The sequence below is a fragment of the Pedobacter nutrimenti genome (assembly GCF_003208655.1).
Taxonomy (GTDB): domain Bacteria; phylum Bacteroidota; class Bacteroidia; order Sphingobacteriales; family Sphingobacteriaceae; genus Pedobacter; species Pedobacter nutrimenti.
Map to the genome: position 1 here is coordinate 566,333 of NZ_QKLU01000002.1, position 24,750 is coordinate 591,082.

Annotated in this window: 21 protein-coding genes; 9 read left to right on the forward strand and 12 right to left on the reverse strand. The window is 41.2% G+C overall.

Going from position 1 to position 24,750, the window contains the following annotated elements; translation table 11 throughout:
- Positions 1-60: 60 nt before the first annotated feature.
- Positions 61-2,166 carry a carboxy terminal-processing peptidase gene (locus tag B0O44_RS07240; protein WP_317047139.1) on the forward strand — a complete coding sequence of 702 codons (2,106 nt, stop codon included), beginning with the start codon at positions 61-63 and terminating at the stop codon, positions 2,164-2,166.
- 65 nt (positions 2,167-2,231) lie between these two features.
- On the opposite strand, the gene B0O44_RS07245 is transcribed toward B0O44_RS07240, so the two are convergent.
- Complete coding sequence (locus B0O44_RS07245) at positions 2,232-3,164, reverse strand: SPFH domain-containing protein (RefSeq protein ID WP_110828674.1); 933 nt, start codon at positions 3,162-3,164, stop codon at positions 2,232-2,234.
- Positions 3,165-3,331: 167 nt separating this feature from the next.
- Between B0O44_RS07245 and B0O44_RS07250 the strand changes: the two genes are divergently transcribed.
- On the forward strand, positions 3,332-5,380 hold the full coding sequence (locus tag B0O44_RS07250; RefSeq protein WP_110828677.1) for a M13 family metallopeptidase: 2,049 nt from the start codon (positions 3,332-3,334) through the stop codon (positions 5,378-5,380).
- Between the two features lie 76 nt (positions 5,381-5,456).
- On the opposite strand, the gene B0O44_RS07255 is transcribed toward B0O44_RS07250, so the two are convergent.
- Both B0O44_RS07255 and B0O44_RS07260 read right to left on the reverse strand, forming a co-directional pair.
- Positions 5,457-6,557 (reverse strand): CapA family protein, encoded by a 1,101-nt coding sequence (locus B0O44_RS07255; RefSeq protein ID WP_110829196.1) that lies wholly within the window; start codon positions 6,555-6,557, stop codon positions 5,457-5,459.
- An 89-nt stretch (positions 6,558-6,646) separates the two neighbouring features.
- Positions 6,647-7,201 (reverse strand): C40 family peptidase, encoded by a 555-nt coding sequence (locus B0O44_RS07260; RefSeq protein ID WP_110828680.1) that lies wholly within the window; start codon positions 7,199-7,201, stop codon positions 6,647-6,649.
- Between the two features lie 320 nt (positions 7,202-7,521).
- On the opposite strand from B0O44_RS07260, the gene pdhA reads away from it, so the two are divergent.
- From pdhA to hisS, 3 genes are all read left to right on the forward strand, one after another.
- Positions 7,522-8,517 carry a pyruvate dehydrogenase (acetyl-transferring) E1 component subunit alpha gene (gene pdhA / locus B0O44_RS07265; RefSeq protein ID WP_110828683.1) on the forward strand — a complete coding sequence of 332 codons (996 nt, stop codon included), beginning with the start codon at positions 7,522-7,524 and terminating at the stop codon, positions 8,515-8,517.
- Positions 8,518-8,549: 32 nt separating this feature from the next.
- Positions 8,550-10,196 carry a pyruvate dehydrogenase complex dihydrolipoamide acetyltransferase gene (locus B0O44_RS07270; RefSeq protein ID WP_110828685.1) on the forward strand — a complete coding sequence of 549 codons (1,647 nt, stop codon included), beginning with the start codon at positions 8,550-8,552 and terminating at the stop codon, positions 10,194-10,196.
- A gap of 72 nt (positions 10,197-10,268) precedes the next feature.
- A complete protein-coding gene (hisS, locus tag B0O44_RS07275) occupies positions 10,269-11,654 on the forward strand; it encodes a histidine--tRNA ligase (RefSeq protein ID WP_110828688.1) in 1,386 nt (461 codons plus the stop codon).
- 3 nt (positions 11,655-11,657) lie between these two features.
- On the opposite strand, the gene B0O44_RS07280 is transcribed toward hisS, so the two are convergent.
- The 4 genes from B0O44_RS07280 to B0O44_RS07295 form a co-directional block, all read right to left on the reverse strand.
- Positions 11,658-12,416 (reverse strand): dienelactone hydrolase family protein, encoded by a 759-nt coding sequence (locus tag B0O44_RS07280; RefSeq protein WP_110828691.1) that lies wholly within the window; start codon positions 12,414-12,416, stop codon positions 11,658-11,660.
- Positions 12,417-12,668: 252 nt separating this feature from the next.
- The gene (locus tag B0O44_RS07285) at positions 12,669-13,064 is read right to left on the reverse strand and encodes a response regulator transcription factor (protein WP_110829199.1); all 396 of its coding nucleotides are present in this window, start codon (positions 13,062-13,064) and stop codon (positions 12,669-12,671) included.
- Between the two features lie 222 nt (positions 13,065-13,286).
- Positions 13,287-14,585 (reverse strand): ABC1 kinase family protein, encoded by a 1,299-nt coding sequence (locus B0O44_RS07290; RefSeq protein WP_110828693.1) that lies wholly within the window; start codon positions 14,583-14,585, stop codon positions 13,287-13,289.
- Positions 14,586-15,239, reverse strand: a complete 654-nt coding sequence (locus B0O44_RS07295; protein WP_110828696.1) for a TetR family transcriptional regulator C-terminal domain-containing protein — start codon at positions 15,237-15,239, stop codon at positions 14,586-14,588.
- Positions 15,240-15,458: 219 nt separating this feature from the next.
- On the opposite strand from B0O44_RS07295, the gene B0O44_RS07300 reads away from it, so the two are divergent.
- From B0O44_RS07300 to B0O44_RS07310, 3 genes are all read left to right on the forward strand, one after another.
- A complete protein-coding gene (locus tag B0O44_RS07300) occupies positions 15,459-15,794 on the forward strand; it encodes a hypothetical protein (RefSeq protein ID WP_110828699.1) in 336 nt (111 codons plus the stop codon).
- 190 nt (positions 15,795-15,984) lie between these two features.
- Entirely contained in the window at positions 15,985-18,321 is a 2,337-nt protein-coding gene (locus B0O44_RS07305; protein WP_110828701.1) for a TonB-dependent receptor, read from the forward strand.
- Between the two features lie 126 nt (positions 18,322-18,447).
- On the forward strand, positions 18,448-19,440 hold the full coding sequence (locus tag B0O44_RS07310) for an alpha/beta fold hydrolase (RefSeq protein WP_245943616.1): 993 nt from the start codon (positions 18,448-18,450) through the stop codon (positions 19,438-19,440).
- 12 nt (positions 19,441-19,452) lie between these two features.
- Here B0O44_RS07310 and B0O44_RS07315 read toward each other — a convergent pair whose 3' ends face one another.
- Positions 19,453-20,220, reverse strand: a complete 768-nt coding sequence (locus tag B0O44_RS07315) for a M90 family metallopeptidase (RefSeq protein ID WP_110828703.1) — start codon at positions 20,218-20,220, stop codon at positions 19,453-19,455.
- Positions 20,221-20,223: 3 nt separating this feature from the next.
- The gene (locus B0O44_RS07320) at positions 20,224-21,237 is read right to left on the reverse strand and encodes a Gfo/Idh/MocA family oxidoreductase (protein WP_110828705.1); all 1,014 of its coding nucleotides are present in this window, start codon (positions 21,235-21,237) and stop codon (positions 20,224-20,226) included.
- An 80-nt stretch (positions 21,238-21,317) separates the two neighbouring features.
- Between B0O44_RS07320 and B0O44_RS07325 the strand changes: the two genes are divergently transcribed.
- Complete coding sequence (locus B0O44_RS07325; RefSeq protein ID WP_110828708.1) at positions 21,318-21,671, forward strand: hypothetical protein; 354 nt, start codon at positions 21,318-21,320, stop codon at positions 21,669-21,671.
- 73 nt (positions 21,672-21,744) lie between these two features.
- On the opposite strand, the gene B0O44_RS07330 is transcribed toward B0O44_RS07325, so the two are convergent.
- From B0O44_RS07330 to B0O44_RS07340, 3 genes are all read right to left on the reverse strand, one after another.
- Positions 21,745-22,425, reverse strand: a complete 681-nt coding sequence (locus tag B0O44_RS07330) for an OmpA family protein (protein WP_110828710.1) — start codon at positions 22,423-22,425, stop codon at positions 21,745-21,747.
- A 148-nt stretch (positions 22,426-22,573) separates the two neighbouring features.
- Positions 22,574-23,272 carry an ABC transporter ATP-binding protein gene (locus tag B0O44_RS07335; RefSeq protein ID WP_110828712.1) on the reverse strand — a complete coding sequence of 233 codons (699 nt, stop codon included), beginning with the start codon at positions 23,270-23,272 and terminating at the stop codon, positions 22,574-22,576.
- A complete protein-coding gene (locus B0O44_RS07340) occupies positions 23,269-24,747 on the reverse strand; it encodes a DUF5687 family protein (RefSeq protein ID WP_110828714.1) in 1,479 nt (492 codons plus the stop codon). Before B0O44_RS07340 ends, B0O44_RS07335 begins: the two co-directional genes overlap by 4 nt.
- Positions 24,748-24,750: the final 3 nt, after the last annotated feature.

Here is a 24,750-nt window from a genome sequence, read left to right on the forward strand (position 1 = left end):
TTGGTTGTTGATTACAAAATGGATTTTAAATTATTTAAAGAGATGTTGAAAAGAATATTAATGGTAACCTTCACGGCAGCGGTGCTGGCCTGTCAGGCAACCCCGAAGCAACAACCGGTTGTGGATGGTGTCCCTAATATAAAACCTGCCGAACAGCAGAGCCTGGTGTGCAAGGAGGTGGTTGCCCTGATTGAAAACTATAACTATAAAAAAATTAAACTGAACGATTCAATTTCATCATTAATTCTCGATAAATATATTAAGGCATTAGATGGCTCAAAAAGCTATTTTCAGGCAGCAGATATTAAAAGCTTTGAGCAATACAGAACAACGCTTGATGATGATTTCAGAAACGGAGATTTAACTGGTGTTTTTTATATTTTCAACGTTTACCTGAAAAGGTACAATGAGTGGATTAATTATTCCCTTAACCAGGTGAAGGCTAAATATGATTTTAATCAGAATGATACCTATACCTATGACAGGGAAAAAATGCCGTGGGCAGCATCTTCTGCAGCATTAAATGAGATCTGGAAGAAAAGGGTAAAATACGAGCTGATCAATCTACAGATTGCAGGAACTCCGGAAGCAAAAAATATTGAAACCATTACCAAAAGATATCAGAACCTGAAATCACAAGTGGCCAAGCTGAATAATCAGGATGTTTTTCAAATGATTATGGATGCTTTCACCGAGGTAATTGATCCACATACCAATTATTTTAACCCGGCCAATGCTCAGGCCTTCAATGAAGATATGGCGCGTTCCTTTGAAGGAATCGGGGCAAGGTTGCAACTGGATAATGAGGTGATTAAAATCTCAGAAATTATTGCAGGAGGGCCAGCCTTTAAAAGTAAATTATTAAGTGCGGGTGACCGGATCGTTGGCGTGGCTCAGGGTAATGGTGAATTTGAAGATATAATTGGATGGAGACTGGAAAATTCAGTAGCAAAGATAAAAGGACCCAAAGGGACTAAAGTAAGATTGAAAATTATTCCTGCAGGACATGAGCTTTCTTCCAAACCAGTAATTATTGAACTGACCCGGGAAAAAATAATAATGGAGGAACAATCGGCAAAAAAACAGGTGAAAACGATTGAATCCAACGGGCAAACCTATAAAATTGGTATTATTAAAGTACCTGGATTTTATGCAGACTTTAAAGCTGCCAATGCCGGTGATCCAAATTATAAAAGTACCACCAGGGATGTTAAGCTATTGATCGATACGTTGAAAAACAAAGATAAAGTAGATGCTATTGTGATGGATTTAAGGGCTAATGGCGGAGGATCTCTACTGGAAGCAATTGATTTAACGGGTCTTTTTATCGGCAGGGGCCCGGTGGTTCAGGTAAAAGACCTTAGAGGCAAAGTAGAGGTTAGTGAAGCCACAAACAATGCCCCGGCTTGGGATGGTCCTTTTGGAGTAATGGTAGACCGTTTGAGCGCTTCGGCATCAGAGATTTTTTCTGGCGCGATCCAGGATTATGGAAGAGGTATTATTATGGGGACCCAAACCTATGGTAAAGGAACAGTACAATCATCTATTGACCTGAATAAGCTGGTCAACCCTTCTCTTTTGCAAAGACTTGCAGCATTGGTCAGTAAGGAAGGTTCGGTTAGTGTTTCCGGTGCTTCAGGAGGCATTACGCCCCCTCAATTGGGACAGATCAATTTGACCATGGCCAAGTTTTACAGGGTTACCGGCAGCAGTACACAACACAAAGGCGTAATGCCCGATATTATTTTTCCTTCTGTTTATCCAATGGATAAAATTGGAGAAGATACAGAGCCTTCTGCTTTGCCTTGGGATGTTGTTCCCCGTTCAAATTTCACACCAGTTAAGGACTTGACTGCAATCCGATCAAGCCTGGTTAAACTGCATGAACAACGTATGGCGGGTTCTCTGGACTATAAGGTGCTTCAGCAGGATATTGCTGAGATGAAAAAACGGGAAAATGAAACCTCTGTTACGCTCAATGAAAGTAAATTGAAAACGGAACGGGATGCCCTCGAAGCAAAATCACTGGCAAAAACCAATGAGCTAAGGGCCGCCAGAGGTTTGGCTGCTTTAAAGAAAGGAGAAAAAGCAGGTAAAAATGAAGCCTTTGATTTTATGGAAAATGAAAGCCTTAAAGTCATGGCAGACCTGATGCAGATCAAATAACAGGAGACCAGACATAAAAAAACGCCCTTATTTTCATAAGGGCGTTTTTTTATGGGAGGATTTTGTTATCCTTTTTGGTCAGATAATTTTTGCATCTGAACAGACATCAGCTCTTTCATGGTCTTATTCATCGCATCTGTAGAGCCGTCCAGAAATATGGTGTTTCCCTGACTGTTTTCAGCAAAGTGTTTAATCGATTCTGTCCACATGGTAAACAAGATCACAGAGATGTCAAGATTGGCTTGCTCCATTTCCTGCGCTGCTTTAGTCATACCATGGGCTACTTCCGCTCTGAATAACGCAATACCCTGCCCTCTGAGCTGTGCGGCCTCTCTTTCTGCAGCAGCAGCAATTTTAATCGCATTTCCATCGGCTTCAGCACCCTTGGTTTTGGTAATTAATAAAGCCTGGCCTTCATTTTCGGCAGCGGCCTTAAGGTTATTGGAGGCAACTACCCGGCTCATGGAACGCATAATTTCTTCATCAAAAGTAATGTCGTTTAATTGGAGGTCCTGTAAATGATAACCCCAGGATTCGAGTACTTTGTCAATCTGTTGCTTGACATGTTCTACAATCTCGTTTCTTTGTGCAAGGACATTGGCTTGTTTTTGAGTGGCTACATAAGCCCTTATGGAGCCTTCAATGGTCCGGATCAAAGCCTGCATGAGATTTGTGGAATCGACAAATTTAAATGCGACATTTTTAATCGTTTCTTCATCATGATTGAGCACCGAATAAAGGAGCATGGCCTTAAAATAAACATTGGCCTGGTCTTGTGTTACGGCCTGAAAAGAAAGTTCGACAGAACGGTTCTGAATTGAAATTCTCGAATGAATGACCTCTATAAGGGGCACTTTAAAGTTAAGCCCAGGTCTGAGTTGTCTTTGGTATTTTCCGAAAATAGTAACAACAGCTATGGTGCCTTGTCTTACAGTAACGAAAGAGCTTAAAACAACTACCAAGGCAAAAAAGAGCAGAAAGTATAAAAAGTAGTTCATAGTTTTTTTTCTTGAAGTTAGAAATAAACAATTGATTCTTCTTAAATATTCGGTTTTATATCGTGGTTTTCTTAGTTTTATTCTGAAATGTACACGAAGGGGGTTGGAAAACAAAGCTAATACTGGTGATGTGAAAAATAAAAAAACATAAAAATAAATACGTTCATATGAAAACTAAACTAAGTTTATCACTTGCAGGGCTTGCGCTCCTTGCGGCCTGTCAGAACAAAGGCACCGATCAGGGAGCAGCAGGAAAAAAAGCACGGACTGAATTTTTAGACACAGCCGGCATGGACACTGCAATAAAACCGGGGGATAATTTCTTCCTGTATGCCAACGGCGCCTGGATGAAAAAGACCCAGATTCCCAAAACGGAGACAGGATGGGGGTCATTTTATACCTTGTATAACGACAACATCAAAAGCCTGGAGCAAATTCTGATTAATGCGTCTAAAGAAGAGCACCCTAAAGGAAGCTTGGAGCAAAAGGTTGGGGATTTTTACGCAAGTGGTATGGACACCCTTGCGATAGAAAAATTAGGTTACAATCCTTTAAAACCATTGCTGGCGAAAATCGATGCCATAAAAGATTATAAAGAACTGATTGGTTTTGTTGCCGACGGATATAAAGACGGTAATGGTGATCTTTTTGGATTTTATGTCGGACCGGATGATAAAATCAGCAGTAAAAATGCAGTTAATTTTTCTCAGTCAGGGATTACCCTGCCCGAACGGAGTTATTATTTTAATGATGATGCACAAACAAAAAAAATAAGAGAAGCTTTTGTAAAGTATATAAATCGTCTTTTTGTACTTACCGGAAACACCAAAGAAAACGCGGCAAAGTATGCAGATCAGATTTTGAAACTGGAAAAAGAAATTGCAAATTCCCACTCTACACCTGTTGAACTGCGTGATCCTCAAAAGAACTACAATAAGTTTTTTGTGGCAGACTTTCAGAAGCTTACACCAGAGATTGACTGGAAAAGCGTTTTGTCGAAGTTAAAGCTAAATACAGATACCATTCTGGTTGGACAGCCAAAATATTATCAGGCTTTGAACACCCTGTTAAAAACCCAGCCAATTGACATCTGGAAACAAAAATTAAAATTCGATGCCATTAATGGGGCCACAAAAGCTTTAAGCAAGGATTTCAGAGATGCCAGGTTTGAATTTTATGGTAAAACGCTTAGTGGACAGCAAGCTCCAACAGAACGCTGGAAAGCGATTGTGAACAGCACTGATGGAAATATAGGGGAACTTCTTGGTCAATTGTACGTAAAAGAACATTTTACACCGGAGGCTAAAAAAAGAATGCTAGAGCTGGTGGACAATCTTCAGAAAGTCTATAAATCCAGAATTGAGAAACTGGATTGGATGAGCCCTGTAACCAAACAAAAAGCTGTAGATAAATTACAAGCTTTTATTAAAAAGATCGGCTATCCGGATAAATGGAAAAAATATGACGATGTAGAAATCTCCAGAACAACCTATTTTGCGAATCTGGAGTCCGCAGAGAAACATGCCTATAAAGAAATGGTAGAGAAGCTGGGCAAACCGGTAGATAAAACGGAATGGGGTATGACGCCGCCAACTGTAAATGCTTATTATAACCCATCTATTAATGAAATCGTATTCCCTGCCGGAATTCTTCAATTCCCTTTCTTTGATTTTGGAGCAGATGACGCGATCAATTATGGTGCTATTGGTGCTGTAATTGGACACGAAATGACCCACGGATTTGATGATCAGGGCAGACAATATGATAAAGAGGGTAATTTAAAAGACTGGTGGACTGCAGCAGACGCTACTAAATTTAAAGATAAAGCCAAAAAAGTAGTTGATCTGTATAATAAGTTTACCTTGCTTGACAATCAGCATGTGAATGGCGAGCTGACATTGGGTGAAAATCTTGCTGATATTGGTGGTCTTGCCATTGCTTATCAGGCTTTTAAGCTGACCCCTCAGGGAAAAGGCGATCAGAAAATAGATGGCTTTACACCTGACCAGCGCTTCTTTTTAAGTTTTGCACAGGTTTGGCGTATTAAAACCAGAGACGAATCGATGCGTGTCCGTTTGAAAACAGATCCGCATTCACCGGAAATGTTCCGTGTTAATGGACCGGTATACAGTATGGATGCTTTTTATAAAGCATTTAATATTCCAGCTACGGCAAAAATGTATGTGGCTCCTGCTAACCGTGTAGGCGTTTGGTAGTGTATTAATCATTCATAAAAAAAGCCGGGCTGCTAAAAAGGAGCCCGGCTTTTTTAGCAGTATGCGATCTGTAATCTTATTTTAAACGGATCTGCTGGTCTTCGGTAAACAGCAATTGGCTTTCGGGGAAATCAGCTTTAGTGAGGCTTTCCATTTTTCTAAAGGCAGTATGGTTTTCGTCTTTTGTCAGTCTGTTGATCCTGTCTTGTTTAACAGAGATGACCTTTGCATATAGAAAGTCCCCTTTAGCATTGAGCTTTAGCTGTAGCAAGGGTGCAAAGCCGTTTGGTCCTTTTAAACTGAACATTCCATAGGTACAGAAATTACCAAGGCTATAAGCAATAAATTTATTTTTATAAACTTCTGCTGCCCGGGTGACATGAGGACCCTGCCCCAGCACGACATCTGCACCTGCATCAATAACGGCGTGGGCAAAAGCATAAACATTTCCCCTGTTCTCTTTATAGAAAATTTCATTCCTTCTGGGCACATGCTCAAATTTTGCACCCTCTCCGCCCCCATGAAAGGAAACAATCACAATGTCTGCCTGAGCTTTTAACTTAGAAACAAGTGCTTTTGCACTGTCAATTTTGTTAATGGAAACGGTGTTCTCATTCGGTGCAAAGGCACAGAAGGCATATTTTACGCTGTCTTTCTCAAAAAGGGCAAAAGGATGGGAAGTCAGCCCTGCATAATTAATTTGAAGGGAATCTAAAATTGCAGCTGTTCTTTTTCTTCCGGGAAGCCCAAAGTCCCCGACATGATTATTGGCTACACTAAGCACATTGAAACCCGCCTGCTTATAAATTCCTGCATAACGTTCGGGCATTCTAAAAGCAAAACAGCTATTGCTTTTGGCGTTTCCGCATTTGGCAGATTTTCCTTTATCCAGGAAACAGCCTTCCAGGTTTCCAAAAATAATATCCCCTGTTAAGTCATCTGCTACTGCTTTAAAACTATTGATGGCATCGTCTGGTGGCAAACCAGAAGGATCTGGATAAGCAGATCCAAGCATCATATCTCCAACAGCCGCAATGGTAATGGTATCTTTTTTAACGGTTTTTACAGTGTCACTTTTATCCTCTTGTTGCTGTAGAACTGCTGCGGTGTTTCCGGTGCAACTGATCAGAAAAATAAAAGCGGCTATACCCGGAAGGGTTAAATTGTATTTTTTCATGTTATGGTATTTGTCCTGCGGTTTCACCGGCATAAAAAATCCCCCTGAAAACATTCAGGAGGATTCTAAAATATTGTTGTTATGTTGATTTATTCTTCGATTAGGTCCTTCTTGACAGAATCAAGGATGCGCCCGCCTTTGTAAAAATATCTAGAATAGTAAGGTTCGTTTAGGTTGCTGATCACGACGCCTCTGGAAGAGGAAGCATGAGCAAATCTGTTGTCCCCAAGGTAAATTCCAATATGGGTAATGCTGGTGCTCTTTATCTTAAAGAAAACCAGATCGCCTTCTTTGAGTTCATCTTTGGGAAGCGGGTTGACCATACTGAAAATATCCCTGGAGTTTCTTAATATGGTTGTGTTGAAAACTTTATCGTAAATTGCTTTGGTGAAGGCAGAACAATCAATGCCTTTTTTCGTATTTCCACCAAAACGGTAAGGTGTCCCGATCCACTCATAAATAAATTTGTAGAGTTTGATGTTGGATGTTGCATCAACCGCCACGCCCATGACCTGGGAAAAATATTGTGATGCTAAGTTGTCGGGATCCTCTAGTTTGTTCGTTTCTTTAGTCTTTGATTGTGCCATTAAAGTAGTTACACTGCACAAAATGATCAGGGATGAAAACAAAAACTTTTTTATCATGTTATACTGTTAAGTTTGGGTAAAAGGCACTTACACTTAAACGTACACCACCAGGGCTTATTGTTAGGTTGCCAAAACTATGGTTTTTACAAATGTTATCCAAATGTCATGAGAATAAATTTAAAAGTTATCCACATTTTGGGTAAAATTAATCTCTGTTTTCCACACCCGTAAAATTCCGCTTCGCCAAAGTACAGGCTTGGAACAGAGAAGGAAGCTCCTAATCGTTCTGTAACCTTAGTGTTGAAATTACATGCAATTCCTTCGATATATTGCAATAAAAAAGTAGATTTGCTCTCGTAAAAAAATCAACACCCAAAATGAGTGCAGTAGAAATTAATAAAGATACCTATTTGAAGTGGTTTGAGTCGATGTTGCTAATGCGCAAGTTCGAGGAGAAAACTGGTCAGCTTTACGGACAACAAAAAATCCGTGGTTTTTGTCATTTATACATTGGTCAGGAGGCAGTTGTTGCCGGTGCAATCTCTGCATTGCAGCCGGAAGATACGATGATCACTGCTTATCGTGACCATGCACATGCTTTGGCAAAAGGTGTAAGTGCCAACAGTATCATGGCAGAGATGTATGGTAAGGCTACAGGATGTTCAAAAGGTAAAGGCGGATCTATGCACATCTTTAGTAAAGAGCATAATTTTTATGGAGGCCATGGTATTGTCGGCGGACAGATCCCTCTGGGTGCCGGTATTGCTTTTGCAGAGAAATATAAAGGAACTAAAAATGTAAACGTTTGTTACATGGGAGATGGGGCGGTTCGTCAGGGCGCTTTAAATGAAGCCTTTAACATGGCTATGCTATGGAAATTACCTGTAATATTTGTTTGTGAAAATAATGGTTATGCAATGGGAACTTCTGTAGAGCGGACCACCAACATGACTGACATTTATAAAATAGGTTTAGGTTTTGACATGCCTTGTGCACCGGTAGACGGTATGGACCCGGTTGCGGTACATAATGCGATGGACGAGGCTGCTCAAAGGGCACGTAACGGAGAAGGACCAACTTTCCTTGAAATGCGTACCTATCGTTACCGTGGCCACTCTATGTCAGATCCTGCAAAATATCGTACAAAAGACGAGTTGGAAGAATACAAAGCGAAAGATCCTATTGAACTGGTGAGAGAAATTATTCTGAAAGAAAAATATGCTGATGAGGCTTGGATCGAAGAAATTGAAACAAAAGTAAAACAGATTGTAGATGAGTCTGTAAAATTTGCAGAGGAGTCTCCATGGCCAGAAGCAGCAGAATTGTATGCTGATATTTATGTTCAGCAGGACTATCCATATGTACTAGATTAATTTTTAACGTATTTCATAGATATTATTAGAGAATGGCTGAAGTAGTTAGAATGCCCAAAATGAGTGATACCATGACCGAAGGGGTTATGGCAAAGTGGCATAAAAAAGTTGGAGATAAAGTTAAAAGCGGCGATGTGATGGCCGAAGTGGAAACCGATAAGGCAACCATGGATTTAGAATCATACTGGGATGGTACTGTTTTATACATTGGTGTAGAAGAGGGTAAAGCTGTTCCTGTGGATGCAGTTATTGCTGTTGTTGGTAAAGAAGGAGAAGATTATAAAGCAGCTCTGGAAGCAGAGGGTGCAGGATCTTCTGCTACCCCGGCTGCTGCTGAAGCACCAAAAGAAGAACAACCAGCTGCTGCTGCAGAAACTAAAACTGCGGCAACAGGGCCTTCTGAAGCAGAACTTGAAAAACAAGGTGTAACCGTAGTTCGTATGCCTTTGCTGAGCGATACCATGACCGAAGGTGTCATTGCAGAATGGCATAAAAAGGTTGGCGATAAAGTGAAAGATGATGATATCCTGGCTGACGTTGAAACCGATAAAGCGACAATGGAAGTGATGGGTTATGCTTCCGGTACTTTATTACATATAGGTGTTGAAAAAGGTCAGGCCGCAAAAGTAAATGGGATTATTGCAATTGTGGGTCCTGAAGGAACTGACATCAGTGGTATACTTGCTGGAGGAAGTGCTCCCGAGGTAGCGGCCGATAAAAAGTCGGATGCCCCTGTAGCAGATAAAAGCAAAGATTCAGACACTTCTGCCGCAATCGCTGAAACAAACAATTCGGATGGCGGCAGGTTAAAAGCCTCCCCTCTGGCTAAAAGAATTGCTAAAGAAAAAGGAATTGACCTGAGTCAGGTTGCCGGTAGTGCAGATGGCGGAAGGATCATTAAAAAAGATATAGAAAACTTTAAACCAGCTGCAAAAACGGCAGAAACTGCTGCACCAGCTGAAAAACAGGCGCCAGTACTTGCTGCTTATACCGGTGAAGAAAAATATACAGAGAAGCCAGTATCGCAGATGCGTAAAGTGATTGCGAAACGTTTAAGCGAAAGCTTATTCACCGCGCCTCATTTTTATCTGACCATGGTAATTGATATGGATGCAGCGATTGCTGCCCGTACAAAAATGAATGAGTTTTCAGCGGTAAAATTATCCTTCAATGACCTGGTGGTTAAAGCCGTTGCGGTTGCTTTAAAACAACATCCAAATGTAAACTCTTCCTGGAGAGGCGATGCAATCCGTTACAATGAGCATGTGAACATCGGTGTTGCTATTGCAGTGGAAGATGGACTATTGGTTCCGGTAGTCCGGTTTGCCGATGGTAAATCTTTATCCCGGATTTCTGCAGAAGTTAAAGATTTTGCGCAGCGCGCCAAAGCGAAAAAACTACAGCCTGCAGATTGGGAAGGATCAACCTTTACCGTTTCTAACTTAGGAATGTTTGGTATAGATGAATTTACAGCCATTATCAACACGCCTGATTCCTGTATTCTTGCCGTTGGCGGAATTTCTCAGGTTCCTGTGGTGAAAAATGGAGCTGTTGTTCCGGGTAACATTATGAAAGTGACCTTGAGCTGCGACCACCGTACAGTGGACGGGGCAACAGGAGCCGCTTTCCTACAAACCTTAAAGGCCTTGCTCGAAGAACCGGTAAGACTATTGGTATAAACCTGAAAATAAAAAAGAAAAGCTGCTCCGGCAGCTTTTTTTATGCCTGTTACTTTTTGTACTTTTGCGCTTATGTCAAACATCAAACCATCTTTAGCCAAAGGAACACGTGATTTTTCTCCTCAGGAAATGACCAAACGTAACCACATTTTTGATACCATTAAAAAGGTGTTCAAGAAGTATGGTTATGCAGAAATCCAAACACCTTCCATGGAGAATCTTTCTACCCTGACCGGAAAATACGGAGATGAAGGAGATAAACTTATCTTTAAAATCTTGAACAGTGGTGATTTCCTTTCAAAAGTGAACCCGGACCTGTTGGCAGTGAAGAATTCAAATGCAGTGACTTCCCAGCTTAGTGAAAAAGCATTGCGTTATGACCTTACTGTTCCCTTTGCCCGTTATGTTGTGATGCACCAGAATGACATTGCCCTGCCTTTTAAACGTTTCCAGGTACAGCCTGTCTGGAGGGCTGACAGACCGCAAAAAGGTCGTTACAGAGAATTTTATCAGTGTGATGTGGATGTGGTTGGCTCTGAGAGTTTATTGAATGAAGCAGAATTTGTGCTTATTTATCAGGAAGCGCTAAGTAACCTTGGCCTGAAGGATTTTAGCATCAAAATCAATAACCGTAAAATATTATCTGGTATTGCAGAAATTATCGGAAAGCCAGAACTGATTATTGATATGACCGTGGCCATAGACAAGCTGGATAAAATAGGATTTGATGGGGTGAGCAAAGAGCTTTTAGAGAGGGGTTTTACTCAGGAAGATATTGACCGGTTGAAACCGGTGATTTTGCTGGAAGGTACAAATGACACTAAATTAACGACCCTTAAACAGGTGCTTTCTGCTTCGCAGATTGGCTTGAATGGGATTGAAGAAATAGAGCTGGTTTTTAACTATGTACAAACCTTGTTGGGTAAGGACGGAGAACAGCCTAAACTGGAGCTGGATATTACCCTGGCACGTGGTCTTAACTACTATACCGGATGTATTTTTGAGGTGAAGACCAACGAGGTTGCTATGGGCAGTATCGGAGGCGGGGGAAGGTACGATGACCTTACCGGAATGTTCGGACTGAAAGGACTTACCGGCGCAGGTATTTCCTTTGGTGCAGACCGGATTTATGATGTACTGGAAGAATTAAATCTTTTTCCGGAAAGTACTGCTGCAGGGACAAAAGTATTGATCAGTAATTTTGACCCGGCAGCAGAAAATTACGCTTTACCCTTGTTATACCAGTTGAGGGCTTCAGGGATCTCTGCAGAACTCTACCCATCTGCGGCAAAACTTAAAAAACAAATGGGTTATGCAGATGCAAAGAACATTCCTTTTGTCCTGCTTATTGGCAGTGAAGAAATGCAAAGTGCTCTGCTTACTCTAAAAAATATGCACAGCGGTGAGCAGGAAAAACTTTCCATAGAAGCGGTTATAGCGCGGCTTAGAGAGGTATAAGGGTTACCTTAATACTTCTTCCAGGAAAAGCAAAAAGTGCTGCCATGATCTTTTATCTGCAGTTGCATTATAAGCAGCACCTTTTGAGTTGTCATTGCCAGCACTTTTATCGGTAAAGGCATGAACTGCATTGCTGTAATAAATCATTTGCCAGTCTGCCTTGCTGTCCCTCATTTCCTGTTGAAAAGCCTGGACTTGCGCTTGTGGAACGTTTGGATCGTCTGCTCCATGACAGACCAGAATGGAAGGCTTAATAGCAGATACCGCTCTGGAGGGATCTTTGCCTAAACCTCCATGGAAAGAAACGACCCCTTTAACCGGCAGGTTGGCTCTTGCGGCTTCCAATGCTCCCGTACCTCCAAAACAATACCCAATTACAACGATTTTATCGGGATTAGCCCCGGCCCTGATCAGTTCTTTCCAGGCAAGGTTAATGCGCTGCTGATAGATCGTATAATTTGTTTTGTAATAGGAGGAAAGCTTGCCGGCTGCTTTTGTGTCGGCTGGATAATTTCCTTCACCGTAGATGTCTGCAATAAAGGCATAATAGCCAAGTGCAGAAAGCTTTGCAGCAACGGCTTTGGAGCTTTCGTCGATCCCTTTCCAGGCTGGCAGGATTAATATACCACCTTTGTTGCCTTTGGCTGGGGCCGCTACAAACCCTTTCAGTTTTTGGCTGCCGTCCTGATAAGAAATTGGTTTTAATTGTGCAAAAATTGATGTGGTCATTAATGTGAAAATTAAAAAGAGTAATTTTTTCATCTTTGCAGGTTTATAATTGTGCTTTTGTTGAACCAAAAGGATTTGTTTTTAATACCATAAAAACAATCGGAACCCCAAGCTCCTTCCTTAAATTTAAGGATAAGTTTTAAATATCGGGCAATCTGTTTTTATTCTTTTAAAGAAGTTCGGCGGGAAAATTAAAAGAAAGCAGGAGGAAATTTAAGGTCATGCCAGAGTATCCAGCTGTAAAGGAATTGGGTGCCAGTCCGGATTTCCGAAATAAAAAGAAGTCTAGTCGTAGTGTTGTCCGGCCAGAATGCCTTCAATTCTATCCAAAAGATCATCAATGTCGAAAGGCTTGGCAAGAAAACCGTTTGGTTTATGTTCCCCATGCTGGATGTTTTGCTGGGTATACCTTGCGGAGATCATCAAAACAGGAATATCTTTGGTTTTTTCCAGGGAACGAAGTTCTTTTAGTAAAACACGTCCGTCAGCATCAGGCAGCATAATGTCCAGAATAATAAGATCTGGTTTGAATGCTTCAATATGCTCCAGCATATCCGCGCTTTTGCTTAATCCGGAAACTTTGTAGGCTTCACTTTGCAGAATGAGTGTAATCACATCCAAAATGGCATGATTGTCTTCAATAACAAGGATATTTTTATACAATTCAGCGCTTTTTGCCAAGGGTTTTATTTTTAGGGAATTCAAATATACAAAGTTAATTTATGTTTATGAGTTTTTGGAAAATAATCAACAAAATTATTGACTTCATGTTTTTGTTATTGAACCGCTATGTTGAACCTTCGGAGAAAAATGTCCAGACTGTTGAAACCTTTTTCAATTTCCGGTGTCTAAACTATAAGTTTTAAGTGAACAGGGCTGAGGTTGTGGCGATCTCAGCCTTTCTTATAAATGAGGCTGATAAGTATCTGTATGTACAACTGCTTTCAATTCCTGTAAAATGGTATATAAACCAAAATTTGTCCGGTTGATATAGATAAAATGTTTTACACCTCTTGCTTGTTTAAATTCTGGCATTTTAGAAATCTTTTCCCCGTAACCATACAATTGTTCAAAAAAATCAGGCTGACTAAAATCGAATGTTTTGCTCCGGTAAGGTCTTGCGAATAGTGAAATCATTTCCCGGTAAGCTTTATAATAAAATTCAACCTGACTTTCTGTGTCTGTAGGATGGATCATGTCCAATTGCCTGAAAGCATCAATTGTAGCCGCCTTGTCTTCCATAACGCCAGTAGAAATTAAGGAAAAGAAAGGCCTGTAAAAATCATCCGGCATTTCCTTAATACAGCCAAAATCAATAACACCGAGTTTTTCATCCGGGGTAATCAGAAAATTTCCTGGATGTGGATCTGCATGTACTGCACGCAACTGGTGTTGTTGAAAATTATAAAAGTCCCAGAGTGCCTGCCCGATTTTATTACGAAGTTCGGGCGTCGGATTGGTCTTTAGAAATTCAGGAAGATGGAGGCCTTCTATCCAGTCCATGGTAATGATCTTTTTTCCGGATAAGGCTGGATAGTAAGTCGGAAATACTACGTTTTTCAACAAAGTACAGGCTTTTGAAAATTCAATAGAGCGTTTGACTTCCAGTTCATAGTCGGTTTCTTCCAAGAGCCGCTCTTCGACCTCTTTAATGTATACATTCAGTTCTCTTTCCTTCATGCCAAGCAAACGGAAGGCAAAGGGTTTGATCAGTTTAAGATCTGAAGATATGCTGTCCCCAACACCCGGATACTGGATTTTTACAGCCAATCTTTTTCCATTGAGCTCGGCCTGGTGTACCTGGCCTATAGAAGCTGCGTTCGTCGAAATCAGGTTGAACTTATTGTAAATCTGTTCCGGAGATTTTCCAAAGTTTTTGGTAAAGGTCCTTACAATCAGGGGGCCGGATAAAGGTGGGGCATTGTACTGTGATTGTGTAAACTGATCAATATAAGATTTTGGAAGAATGTTTTTATCCATGCTCAGCATCTGGGCGACTTTTAAAGCACTTCCTTTCAATTCGCTCAGGGACTTGTAAATATCCACCGCATTGTCCTGGTTCAATTCTTCTTTATCCAGTTGCGGATTGAACAGTTTTTTGGAATAATGCTTAATGTAATTTCCACCAATCTGAATCCCTGTTTTAACAAATTTCGCAGATCTTTCGGTTTTGCTAACCGGAATGGTTTTTTGTTCTTTCATTTAAAACCTCATTTTTTCTCTCAGATTCCCGTTTCTGGATAAAAATTTGCCGTATTCAAACAGGTTGTCCAAAGGTGATTTCTGGAAAAGATCAAAAGTTACATTAATGCCTTTTTCAATGGCTTCATCTGTTTTCTCAAAACCGGTACTGTCATCATTTGCCCAAAAATTCAGAATAAAAATAAACTGGATCCATAAGGCATCCTTATATTTTTTTGTCAAAAATTTACGGTCTGCAAGTTCCCCGTTTTCAAGACCCTGCTGGATAATGTTTTCGGCAAAATTTTCAAAAATTGATTTTGCCCCGCTTAAGGCAGCAGGGGCGGAAAATCCGGGCGGATGGTGTTTCAGACAATACAGAATAAAACTCCTTTGCTTTTTAAGCACCTCAATATAACTGTAGAAAAAAGAAAGCACCTTGTCCCTGGAAGAGTAATCTGTCCAGGTTTCCTGACTGCTTAAAGTATCAATGGTTTCGGTTGTGAGATCAAACCAGATCATTTTTTCTATACTTTCAAAAGAAGCATAAAATTCATAAAAAGCAGATTCCGGAATTTTTAACTTTTTTACAAAACTATATACTGATTTTGGCTTTTCATGATGAGTAAGCACATAATCCAGATAGGCGTTTTTTATTTGCTGTGCAGTTGCCATACTATTCTTTTAAAATTATAACGGATACAATGGTATTCTGTTTTGTTAAAACCTTTAAAACAGAGTTTAATGCATCATTTTAATGTCAATTTAAAAAGAAACCATCTTTTTTTTAATGGATAAGGTCTTAAACCAAATTACGCGATGGCAGTCATATAAAGGCAATGTTACCTTCGCAATGTATGTAATTCTTGATATTTGATTACTTTTGAATGAAAATTGAAAAAAAGGCGCATACATATCCATAGAATCCTGTCCGCAGTTTTACTGTGGGTTTTTGCTATTGCCCTGACTCCTTGGAGTGCCTTGCACCACCATGACCAGCAGGATGTACATTCCGCAAGGGAAAAAGTATGTACCCATAAGCTGCACATCAGCAGCCATGCAGATACCTGTTTAATTTGTGCGGCCCATTTCGAAAAAGACTTTGTTCAGTCTGGTACCACATTCAGGATTTTTTTATCTGTACAGTCTTTACCAAAAATACATCCCCTGATCAGTGGTTCCTATACCGAGCTGATCGAATCCTCTCTTAGGGGTCCCCCTGCAGTCTGATTTCCCAGAACAGGAAAACATCCCGGTTTTTAGGGTTTTGTTTTTCTGATTTTCATACACACAAATGAAATATCATATCTTATTGATGATCAAAAGGGTATGTGATCAAATCCAATTGATTCAGAATTGTAAAAATCAGAATGCCTGCTTAAATCGTTTCAACAGGTTATTCTAAAAATCATATATACAAATGAAAAAGATACAACTATTATTAGCTGTACTATTATACACGCTGTTCTCGGCCAGTACATTTGCTGCAGAACTTAGCCAGGTTAAAGGGAAAGTTATCGACAGTCAGACCAAACAGCCACTTCCGGGAGCCACCATTTCTGTTCCTGATTTAAGGATTGCTGCGGTGACCAATGAAAATGGAGAATTTATGCTGAAAAATGTTCCGGCTCATGGTCATTTTTTAGTTCAGATCAGGTATGTAGGCTATCAGACCCTTACCCAGAGTGTAGATTTTGCGAACCTTGCTTCTACGGAGTTTCAGTTGAGGCCGAGCGTCATTGAAGGAAGGGAGGTCGTCATTACGGGCTCTGCCAATAGCTCAGACAACCGTCAAAACAGCACGACCATCTCTACTGTGAGCAAGGCCGATTTGCTTTACCATCCTTCTACGAACCTGATTGACGCGATTTCGCGGACCCCGGGCGTATCTCAAATTACCACAGGACCGGGCATTTCCAAACCCGTCATCCGTGGACTGAGTTATAACAGGGTCGTTACTTTAAGTGACGGGGTAAAACAACAGGGACAGCAATGGGGCGATGAGCATGGAATTGAAATTGACCAGTACAGCGCAGACCGGGTAGAGGTTTTGAAAGGACCTGCAAGTTTGATGTATGGATCAGATGCCCTTGGGGGAGTGATCAATATCCTGGACGCATTGCCGGCACCGGAGGGTACTTTAAGAGGCGAATTTTTAAGTAATTATAACACCAATAATGGTTTGACCGGAAGCTCTCTGATGCTTCAGGGAAATGAAAATGGTCTGGTCTACCGGGTTCGCGGGTCCTATAAAAATGCCTATTCCTATAAAACACCAACAGAATATGTCCCGAATTCGGGTTTCAATGAAACCAATTTTGAAGGACAGATCGGATTGAACAAAAAATGGGGATATGCGCACCTGGATGCATCCAGTTTCAGGACGAATATCGGATTTTATGATCCGGTGAGAAATGATGCTGGTCAGCTGGTAGATCCTGATGGCAACATTTTTACAAACGCCCAGAACAAAGACAGGACTCTTGCTTATCCTAAACAGGATGTCCGCCATTATAAAATAGCCCTGAACAGTAACATCCTGTTGGGTGATGGAAGCTTGAAAGCCACTCTGGGCTATCAGCACAACTTGCGAAGAGAACTTTCCGCTGCAAACCAGGACCCGTCGTTGTTTCTGAACAGTTATACCTATAGTTATGACCTGAAATATTCTTTTAAAGAAGTAAATGGCTGGGCACCAGTAATTGGCCTTTCAGGAGAATTTGTTCATAGTTTAAATACAACTGGGGCTGAACAGCTGATCCCGGATTATGATTCTCAAGCTTTTGGTGGGTTTGCCTTTGTGAAAAAGACATGGGACAACAATACCTTTAATATCGGTGCCCGTTTTGATTACAGGAAAATGACTGGTAAGGACTTTCATAATGATGAAAGGGATTTTAATGCCTTTACCAATAAATTTTCCCATGTAACAGGTGCATTGGGATATACCCATGAGTTTAATGATGCCTTTAGTTTTAAAGCCAATGCAGGAAGTGCTTTCAGGGCACCAAACATTGCTGAATTGTCTTCAAATGGAGTGCATGAAGGTGTATTTCGTTATGAAGTAGGGAACCCTAACCTGAAGCCCGAACAAAGTTATCAGTTTGATGCTTCCTTTGATTACCAGAATCAGTATGTGAGGGCAAGCCTTGGTGGTTTTGCCAATTACATCAACAACTACATTTACTACAGTACAGATGGAACACAAAAGGACGTGACACAGGATGACGGCAGTATAAAATCTTATCCGGTTTACAATTTTGTACAGGACAATGCCTTTTTGAGGGGAATTGAAGCTTCTTTGACCCTGCACCCGGTAAGTTTTATTCATTTTGACAACAGTTTCTCCTATACCAGGGCGACAAACCGTACCACAAAGGAATCTCTTCCTTTTATCCCGGCGGCAACCCTTAGAAATGAGTTGCGTTTTGAACCCAATCTGAAAGGGACATCGCATTCTTATATTTCTGTTGGTATAGATAATTTTTTCAGTCAAAACAAAATTGACAGTTTTGAAACGCCAACCTCTGGTTATACTTTGTTAAATGCTTCTATTGGCACCATATTGAGACTTGGAAAAAACCAGGACATTACTTTGTATGTGGCCGGAAAAAACCTGCTTGATAAAGCTTATTATGACCACCTGAGCCGTTTCAAACCGGGTCGTTTAAGTGATGAAGACAAAACCCTTGGTATTTATAACCAGGGCAGAAGCATTACTTTTGGGGTCAATATTCCATTTACCCTTAAGAAATAGATCTTAAATAAAAAAGGGAGGTTGATCAGCCTCCCTTTTTTTGTGTAATGAAATTCAGACCCGTGGAAGTAGGGGCTCAAATCTAAAAAGCCTATCTTTGAAACAATTGTTTTCTATTAATCTACCATGATGCTGAAAAAATCCATTCCCCTGTTGTTGTTTATTTCTATCCTTTGTGCTGTTGCCTCGGCCCAGCAGAAGGATACCTTATCCATCACCCTGGAAAATGTTTCCTATCCCTACCCTGTTAAATATTTTTCGGTACAAACTGAAGGACAGGATCTGAAAATGGCCTATATGGATGTGCCTGCCAGTCAAATGTCCAATGGCCGAACAGTAATTCTTTTTCATGGTAAGAACTTTGGTGGTTATTACTGGACAAATGTCATCCAGGCTTTAAGTAAAAGAGGTTTTCGGGTGATTGTGCCCGATCAGATTGGATTTGGAAAGTCTTCCAAGGCCTTTATCCATTACAGTTTTCACCAGATGGCCCGATGGAACAAAAACTTGCTGGATAGCCTTGGGATTCAAAAAGCAAGTGTGCTTGGACATTCTATGGGGGGTATGCTGGCTACCCGATTTGCTTTGCTTTATCCGCAGAATACCGAAAAGCTATTGCTGGAAAATCCTATTGGGCTGGAAGATTACCGGCAGATTATTCCTTATGTGACAACAGAAGAACAGTATAAAACAGAATTAAAAGCCACTGCAGAAAGCATTCGCAAATACTATCAGAACTCATATTTTGTCCAGTGGAAGCCACCATATGAAGAACTGGTACGCATTGCTGCAGGACCGGTGAATAGTGCCGATTTCCCCCGCTGGGCAAAGGTAGCAGCTATGACTTTTACCATGATCTTTGAACAGCCGGTGATGTATGAGTTCCCTAATGTAAAGGTGCCCACGGTATTGTTTATCGGAAAAGAAGATAAAACTATTGTTGGCAAAGGTTTATTGGGACAGCAGGAGCAAAACCAGTACGGACAATATAAGTTGCTTGGCAAGCAGACGGTCGCAAAAATACCTGGTGCAAAACTAATTGAGTTTGAAGGCTGCGGGCACATTCCGCACCTGGAAGTGCCAACAGAGTTTGAAATAGCCTTATTGGGCAGCCTTTAAAAAAACAGATTCTTATCCGGGATGCTGTGCAAACATCTGCGCGAGTAGTTCATACAACTCGGGGTGTTTGTGTTTGAACTGATCTGGTTTTTCAAAAAAGTATTCGGAGGCAACAGACAGAAATTCGGCTTCATTGGTTAAGGCATATGGATTGATGTCTGATTTTCCCGTTTCAATCCTGTGCATTTCCTGGTGCACCATTTTAAGCCATGGAATGGTATACTCCTGTTTTAAAAGGTTTTCAGGTATTCCGTCAGTTGCACCGTCAGACTTGTCCAGCAGATGAACAAACTCATGAATACCGGTGTTTTCATCTCCACCTTTAGCCAAAAAACCAGCACGAAGTGCTGACCTGGAAAGCAGCATTTGACCATTCATATACCCATTGCCAACCATGCCCATTATATTTCTTTCCCCACCTTCAAACTGGAAATCCTTATTAAAGGTATCTGGATATAAAACCACGTTACTTAAATTCCGGTAGCTCCAGCCATCAAAAGCAAAAATTGGAATCACGGCACTGCTGGCTACCAGTAAGCGGTCCAGCTGATCAGGCTCCAGGCCCACGCCTTCAATTTTCACTTCATTTAAAAAAACAGCAACCTTTGTTTCGAATAAGGCCTTTTGCTGCGAATTTAGGTTTTGATAAAATACCACATGCTGCGCCAGGAGTTTTTGCGAGGCTTCTTCCAGCTTTAAGCCTTGCCCAGTTGGTTTCTTTCTCAGAATCAGGTAAATAATAAGGGCTGCGGGAAACAGCAGAAAAAATAAAGGATTCATGGGCTAAGACTCCAGAATTTCAAGTTGGGTTAAGATCTGCTCTTCTCTTACCGGATAAGGTTCTCCAAGGGTTAAAGCTTTGTATACCGCACTAAATAAAGGAAGGTAATTGCCTTTTTCTGAAGGAATCAGGCTTTGCTCTTTGTTTCCTTCGGGATGCATCAGGGTCAACAGAGCCTCTTTTCCTGGCTCTTCTATGCCATAATGGTCCTGGGAAGGTCTGATCCCCTTTAAAAGCTGTTCTTCCTGTACATCTGCACGGTATTTGATCAGACTGCCTTTCAGGCCATGCAATACAAAAGCGGGCTGTATATCCGTCACCAGCATATTTGCATGTACAAATACGTTGACACTGTCGGGATAACTCAGGTGTATGCTAAAGTAATCGTCCACCTGGGTGTTTTCACGGTTTTTACCCAGAATTTTTTGATAGCTTAAAGGGATACCAAATACACTGATCACCTGATCTAGTAAGTGAGGCCCCAGGTCGTACTGAAGACCGCTGGCAGCAACAGGCTGTTCTTTGAAGCTTTTGGGACCTATGCTTGCCCGGTAACGGTCAAACCTAAAATGAACTTCTGTCAGTTTGCCCAGGCTGCCATTTTCAATCACTTTTTTAACGGCCGTAAAATCACTGTCCCACCTGCGGTTCTGATAGACGAACACGTGTTTGTTGTTGTCTTTTGCCAGGGTAAACAATTCCCGGGCCTCAGCTTTTGTCGCTGCAAAAGGTTTTTCCACTAAAATATGTTTGCCTTTTTGTAAAGCTTTTTTAGCGTAATCAAAATGGCTAAAGTTTGGAGTGTTAATGACAATAAGTTCAATGCTTTGATCATCAAGCAATTCTTCAACAGTATCATAGCTTTTGATGCCGGGATAATCCAGTGCAGCCTGTTTCTGGTGACGCTCGGTAACGGCATGAAGTTTAAAGCCCTGGTGTGCCTGGATAAATGGGGCATGAAATACTTTTCCTGACATTCCGTAGGCCAGCAAGCCGGTTGTGATTACTCTTTCCATTCCATAAAAGTAATAAATCCGGAGGCCATTGCGGGAATAATTATGTCATAAACGAAACGAATAACTGTATCTTTGTCCATATGAAGCCAAAAGAAATTCATGAGAAATGGAAGATTCTTCAGCAAAAAATTGCAAAAGAATTTGATTCCGAACTTCCGGACCTTAAAGTCATTTTATTTTTAATTGGCGTACAGGAGCTCGGTAAGGGACCTGGAAAATATAGTAAAAGACAAAAGGAAGAGCTGATGCACATCGCAACCTGTCGTTTATTAAGTGAAATGGGTTTTTATGAGCTCGAAGGACTGGACCAGGATGGCTGGCCACATTGGAAACTCATTAAGCCAGTTCCTTCTTATGCGATGATGGAACAGGAGCTGCTGCTCAAATCCCTGGCGATTTACTATTTTCAGGACATTTATAGCGAAGAGGCATAACTCTTAAATTAAAGAACCCGAAGTACTCAGTACGACGGGTTCTTTATTTACATAGGTAGATGTAAATTCTTTATTAGCCTTGTTTTTTGGCTTCTGCTTTTAGCTGGTCGTTGGCTACGATAACAATTTCTACGCGACGGTTAGCTGCTCTTCCTTCATCAGTAGAGTTGTCTGCGATAGGCTCAGAAAAACCTTTTCCTACAGTAATCAATCTTGCACTTGGAACACCTTGAGCTACAGCATAAGCTTTAACTGCTGCTGCCCTTCTTTCAGAAAGACTGATGTTGTAGGCTTCTGTACCCTTGTTGTCTGTATGACCAATTACTTTAATATCCGTTCCTGGATATTGATTCAATGAGGTTGCTAAAGTTTTGATGTTGTTTTTAGCTGGATCCTTTAAATTAGAACTATCAAAATCAAAAAGGATACCACTGTCAAATTTTACAATAATACCTTCACCTTCACGGATCACCTCAGCGTTAGGAATTGCATTTTGAATTTCCGCGGCCTGTTTATCCATTCTTTTACCAATAAAACCACCGGCAGTTCCACCAACAGCTGCACCAATAAGGGCTCCCACGGCAGTATTACCAGCTTTTTTACCAATAATGGCACCCAGAACGCCACCGGCCGCTGCACCGATACCAGCACCTTTTTGGGTTTTGGTCAAACTGTCACAGCCCTGAAACGCCATAGCACTTATGGCTAATGCGATGCTAAATGTTGCTATTTTAAATTTTGAAGTCGATATCATGTAATTATAATTTTACTAAACTGCCTCAAACAAATGGAATGCCAATCCTTTGTTTGAGGCAAATAAGGCTTTTTATTGTTGAATTTTTTGGATAAACGCCTAGAAAAGCAATCTCTGTTTTATTTTATTGACCAATTTTCAGTACAATCTACTCTGAAAAATAAGCTTCCAGGTCTTTCAGCGTGTTTTCGTCCTTGTAAAGGTCCTTAATAATCTGTCCTTTTTCCATCAGAATAATCCGGTCTGAAACATCCGTAACATGGTTCAGGTCGTGGCTGGAGATCAGGGTGGCCAGGTTCTGTTCTTTTTTTAAATTTTTGATGAGGTTCTTGAGCCGGATCTGGGTAGTCGGGTCCAGGTTGGCAAAAGGCTCATCCAAAATCAACAGTTCCGGGTTTTGCATAATGGCCGCTGCAATCCCAATTTTGTTCTGGTTCCCTTTGGAAAAGTCACGGATGTATTTTCCCCGGTTCAATATTTCATCATTAAAAAATTCTTCATAACGCTTTAAATAATCTGCAACATGGGCAGGGCTCATCTGGCGCAGGCTTCCGATAAACACAAAATACTCCTCGGGGGTCAGGTAGTCGATTAAAAAACCTTCATCCAGGTAAGAGGCGGTATAATCTTTCCACTGATCAGCTCCGGCAACGGGAATCCCTTTAGATTGTATTTCACCGGCGTCCGGCCGGATCAGGTCCAAAAGCATTCTGAACAGGGTTGTTTTTCCAGCGCCATTATTTCCCACAAGACCAATGGTTTCACCGGCCTTCACTTCAAGGTGTTCAATTTGAACAACGGTCCGGCCCGCATATACTTTTTTTAAATGTTTAATTTCTATGATCATGAACGTTCTCTGAAGCCTGCGGCTATTTTATATTTTCGTTTGTTAAATTCTTTGACAAGCAGTTCCACCCAAAAGTTACGGGTCAGAAAACCAGCCAGTCCAAGGGCTCCTACAATCCCAAGTCCCAGGTAAGGACTTCCCTGGAAATGAAAAGGCAGATAAACCGCACAAGGAAACAGAATGACCGGTAAACTCATCAGCATGCTGGAAGCACCGACACCTTGCCAGTTAAAACTCGAACCTTTCGATAAATCGATGTATTTGTAATTCCAGGTCGCAAAATAGAGTACAATTACGGTAGCTATACCGATGCTGTAAAGGTATGCCGCTAGCTGGATGATCAGGATCTTCCAGCTGATCAGGCCATACAAACTGATGACCAGGGTCAGTAAAGTTGACGATAAGGTGAAAAGAAGGAATTTGGCTTTAATAAAATTTCTGATATTGGTTTTGTTGGCCATTAAGCCATCAAATTCGGCACTTTGCCAGCCGAACATAAATTGACCGTAAATCAGAATGATATTGCCGGTCATGAATACCGCAGCAAAAAGCATCAGGCCAAAATTGTTGTTCGCCAATAAATCTGCCTTGTAAAAAAGAAGTCCATAAAAAACAAAAATAATGCCTTTGGATACAGTAGATTTTGAGCGTTTGTTCCTCAGGATCATTTTAATCTCCAATGCGGCCAGTGTGCCTACTTCTCCAAACTGGTTTAAAAAAGGATAATCCGTTGCAGATTTTTTCTTTTCTCCAGACCGAAGTTCCTCTAGATAGAGATTGTTCCGGAGGTAAATGCTGTTGATCCTGAAAGTTAGCCCCGCAAGTAAGGGGAAAATCAGTCCAGTTAAAGGATGGAGGGCAATAAAGCTGAACAGTTTATTCGACAGCTCCCCGATGGACAAGACTTTAAAGTACTCCAGCGCCCCGGCCAGCAAGAGCAGGATCAACCCGGTAAAAACAAATCTGGAACTCGCCGCAGAAAGACGTTTTACATACAGGACCAGGTAATTGTTAAATAAGGTCAGGCTGAGGATAGATACAATATAAATTGCGCAGACCGCTGTGCCGAAGGTGTCCTGGATGCGAAGGAGGCAAAAAGGAAAAAAAAGTAAAATGGGCAAGAGGTTAAAAGCCGAGAAAAGGGCCCGGATGTTCAGGAAATTAACGAGCTGCGCCCTGCGAATGTTCAGGTGCAGGTAAGGAACAATAGAAAGCGTTGGAAGTTCCTGTAACTGCAGACGCATCAGAAAATCAATGGCAAAATAATATAAGATCAGGCCGTTGAAAAGACCAGTCACCTCTTTGCCCGGGAGCATTTTCCCCATAAATGTTTCCAGTGCAATCCCCACCAGAAAGGCACAGGCCAGCACGTAGAGGATCAACAGACCCATAATAACCTGCACAGCTATGCTGCCGCCTTTTCCCCTTGACCTCCAGAATCCGGTCCATTGATGATTTAAAAATGTAAAGAGCATAGT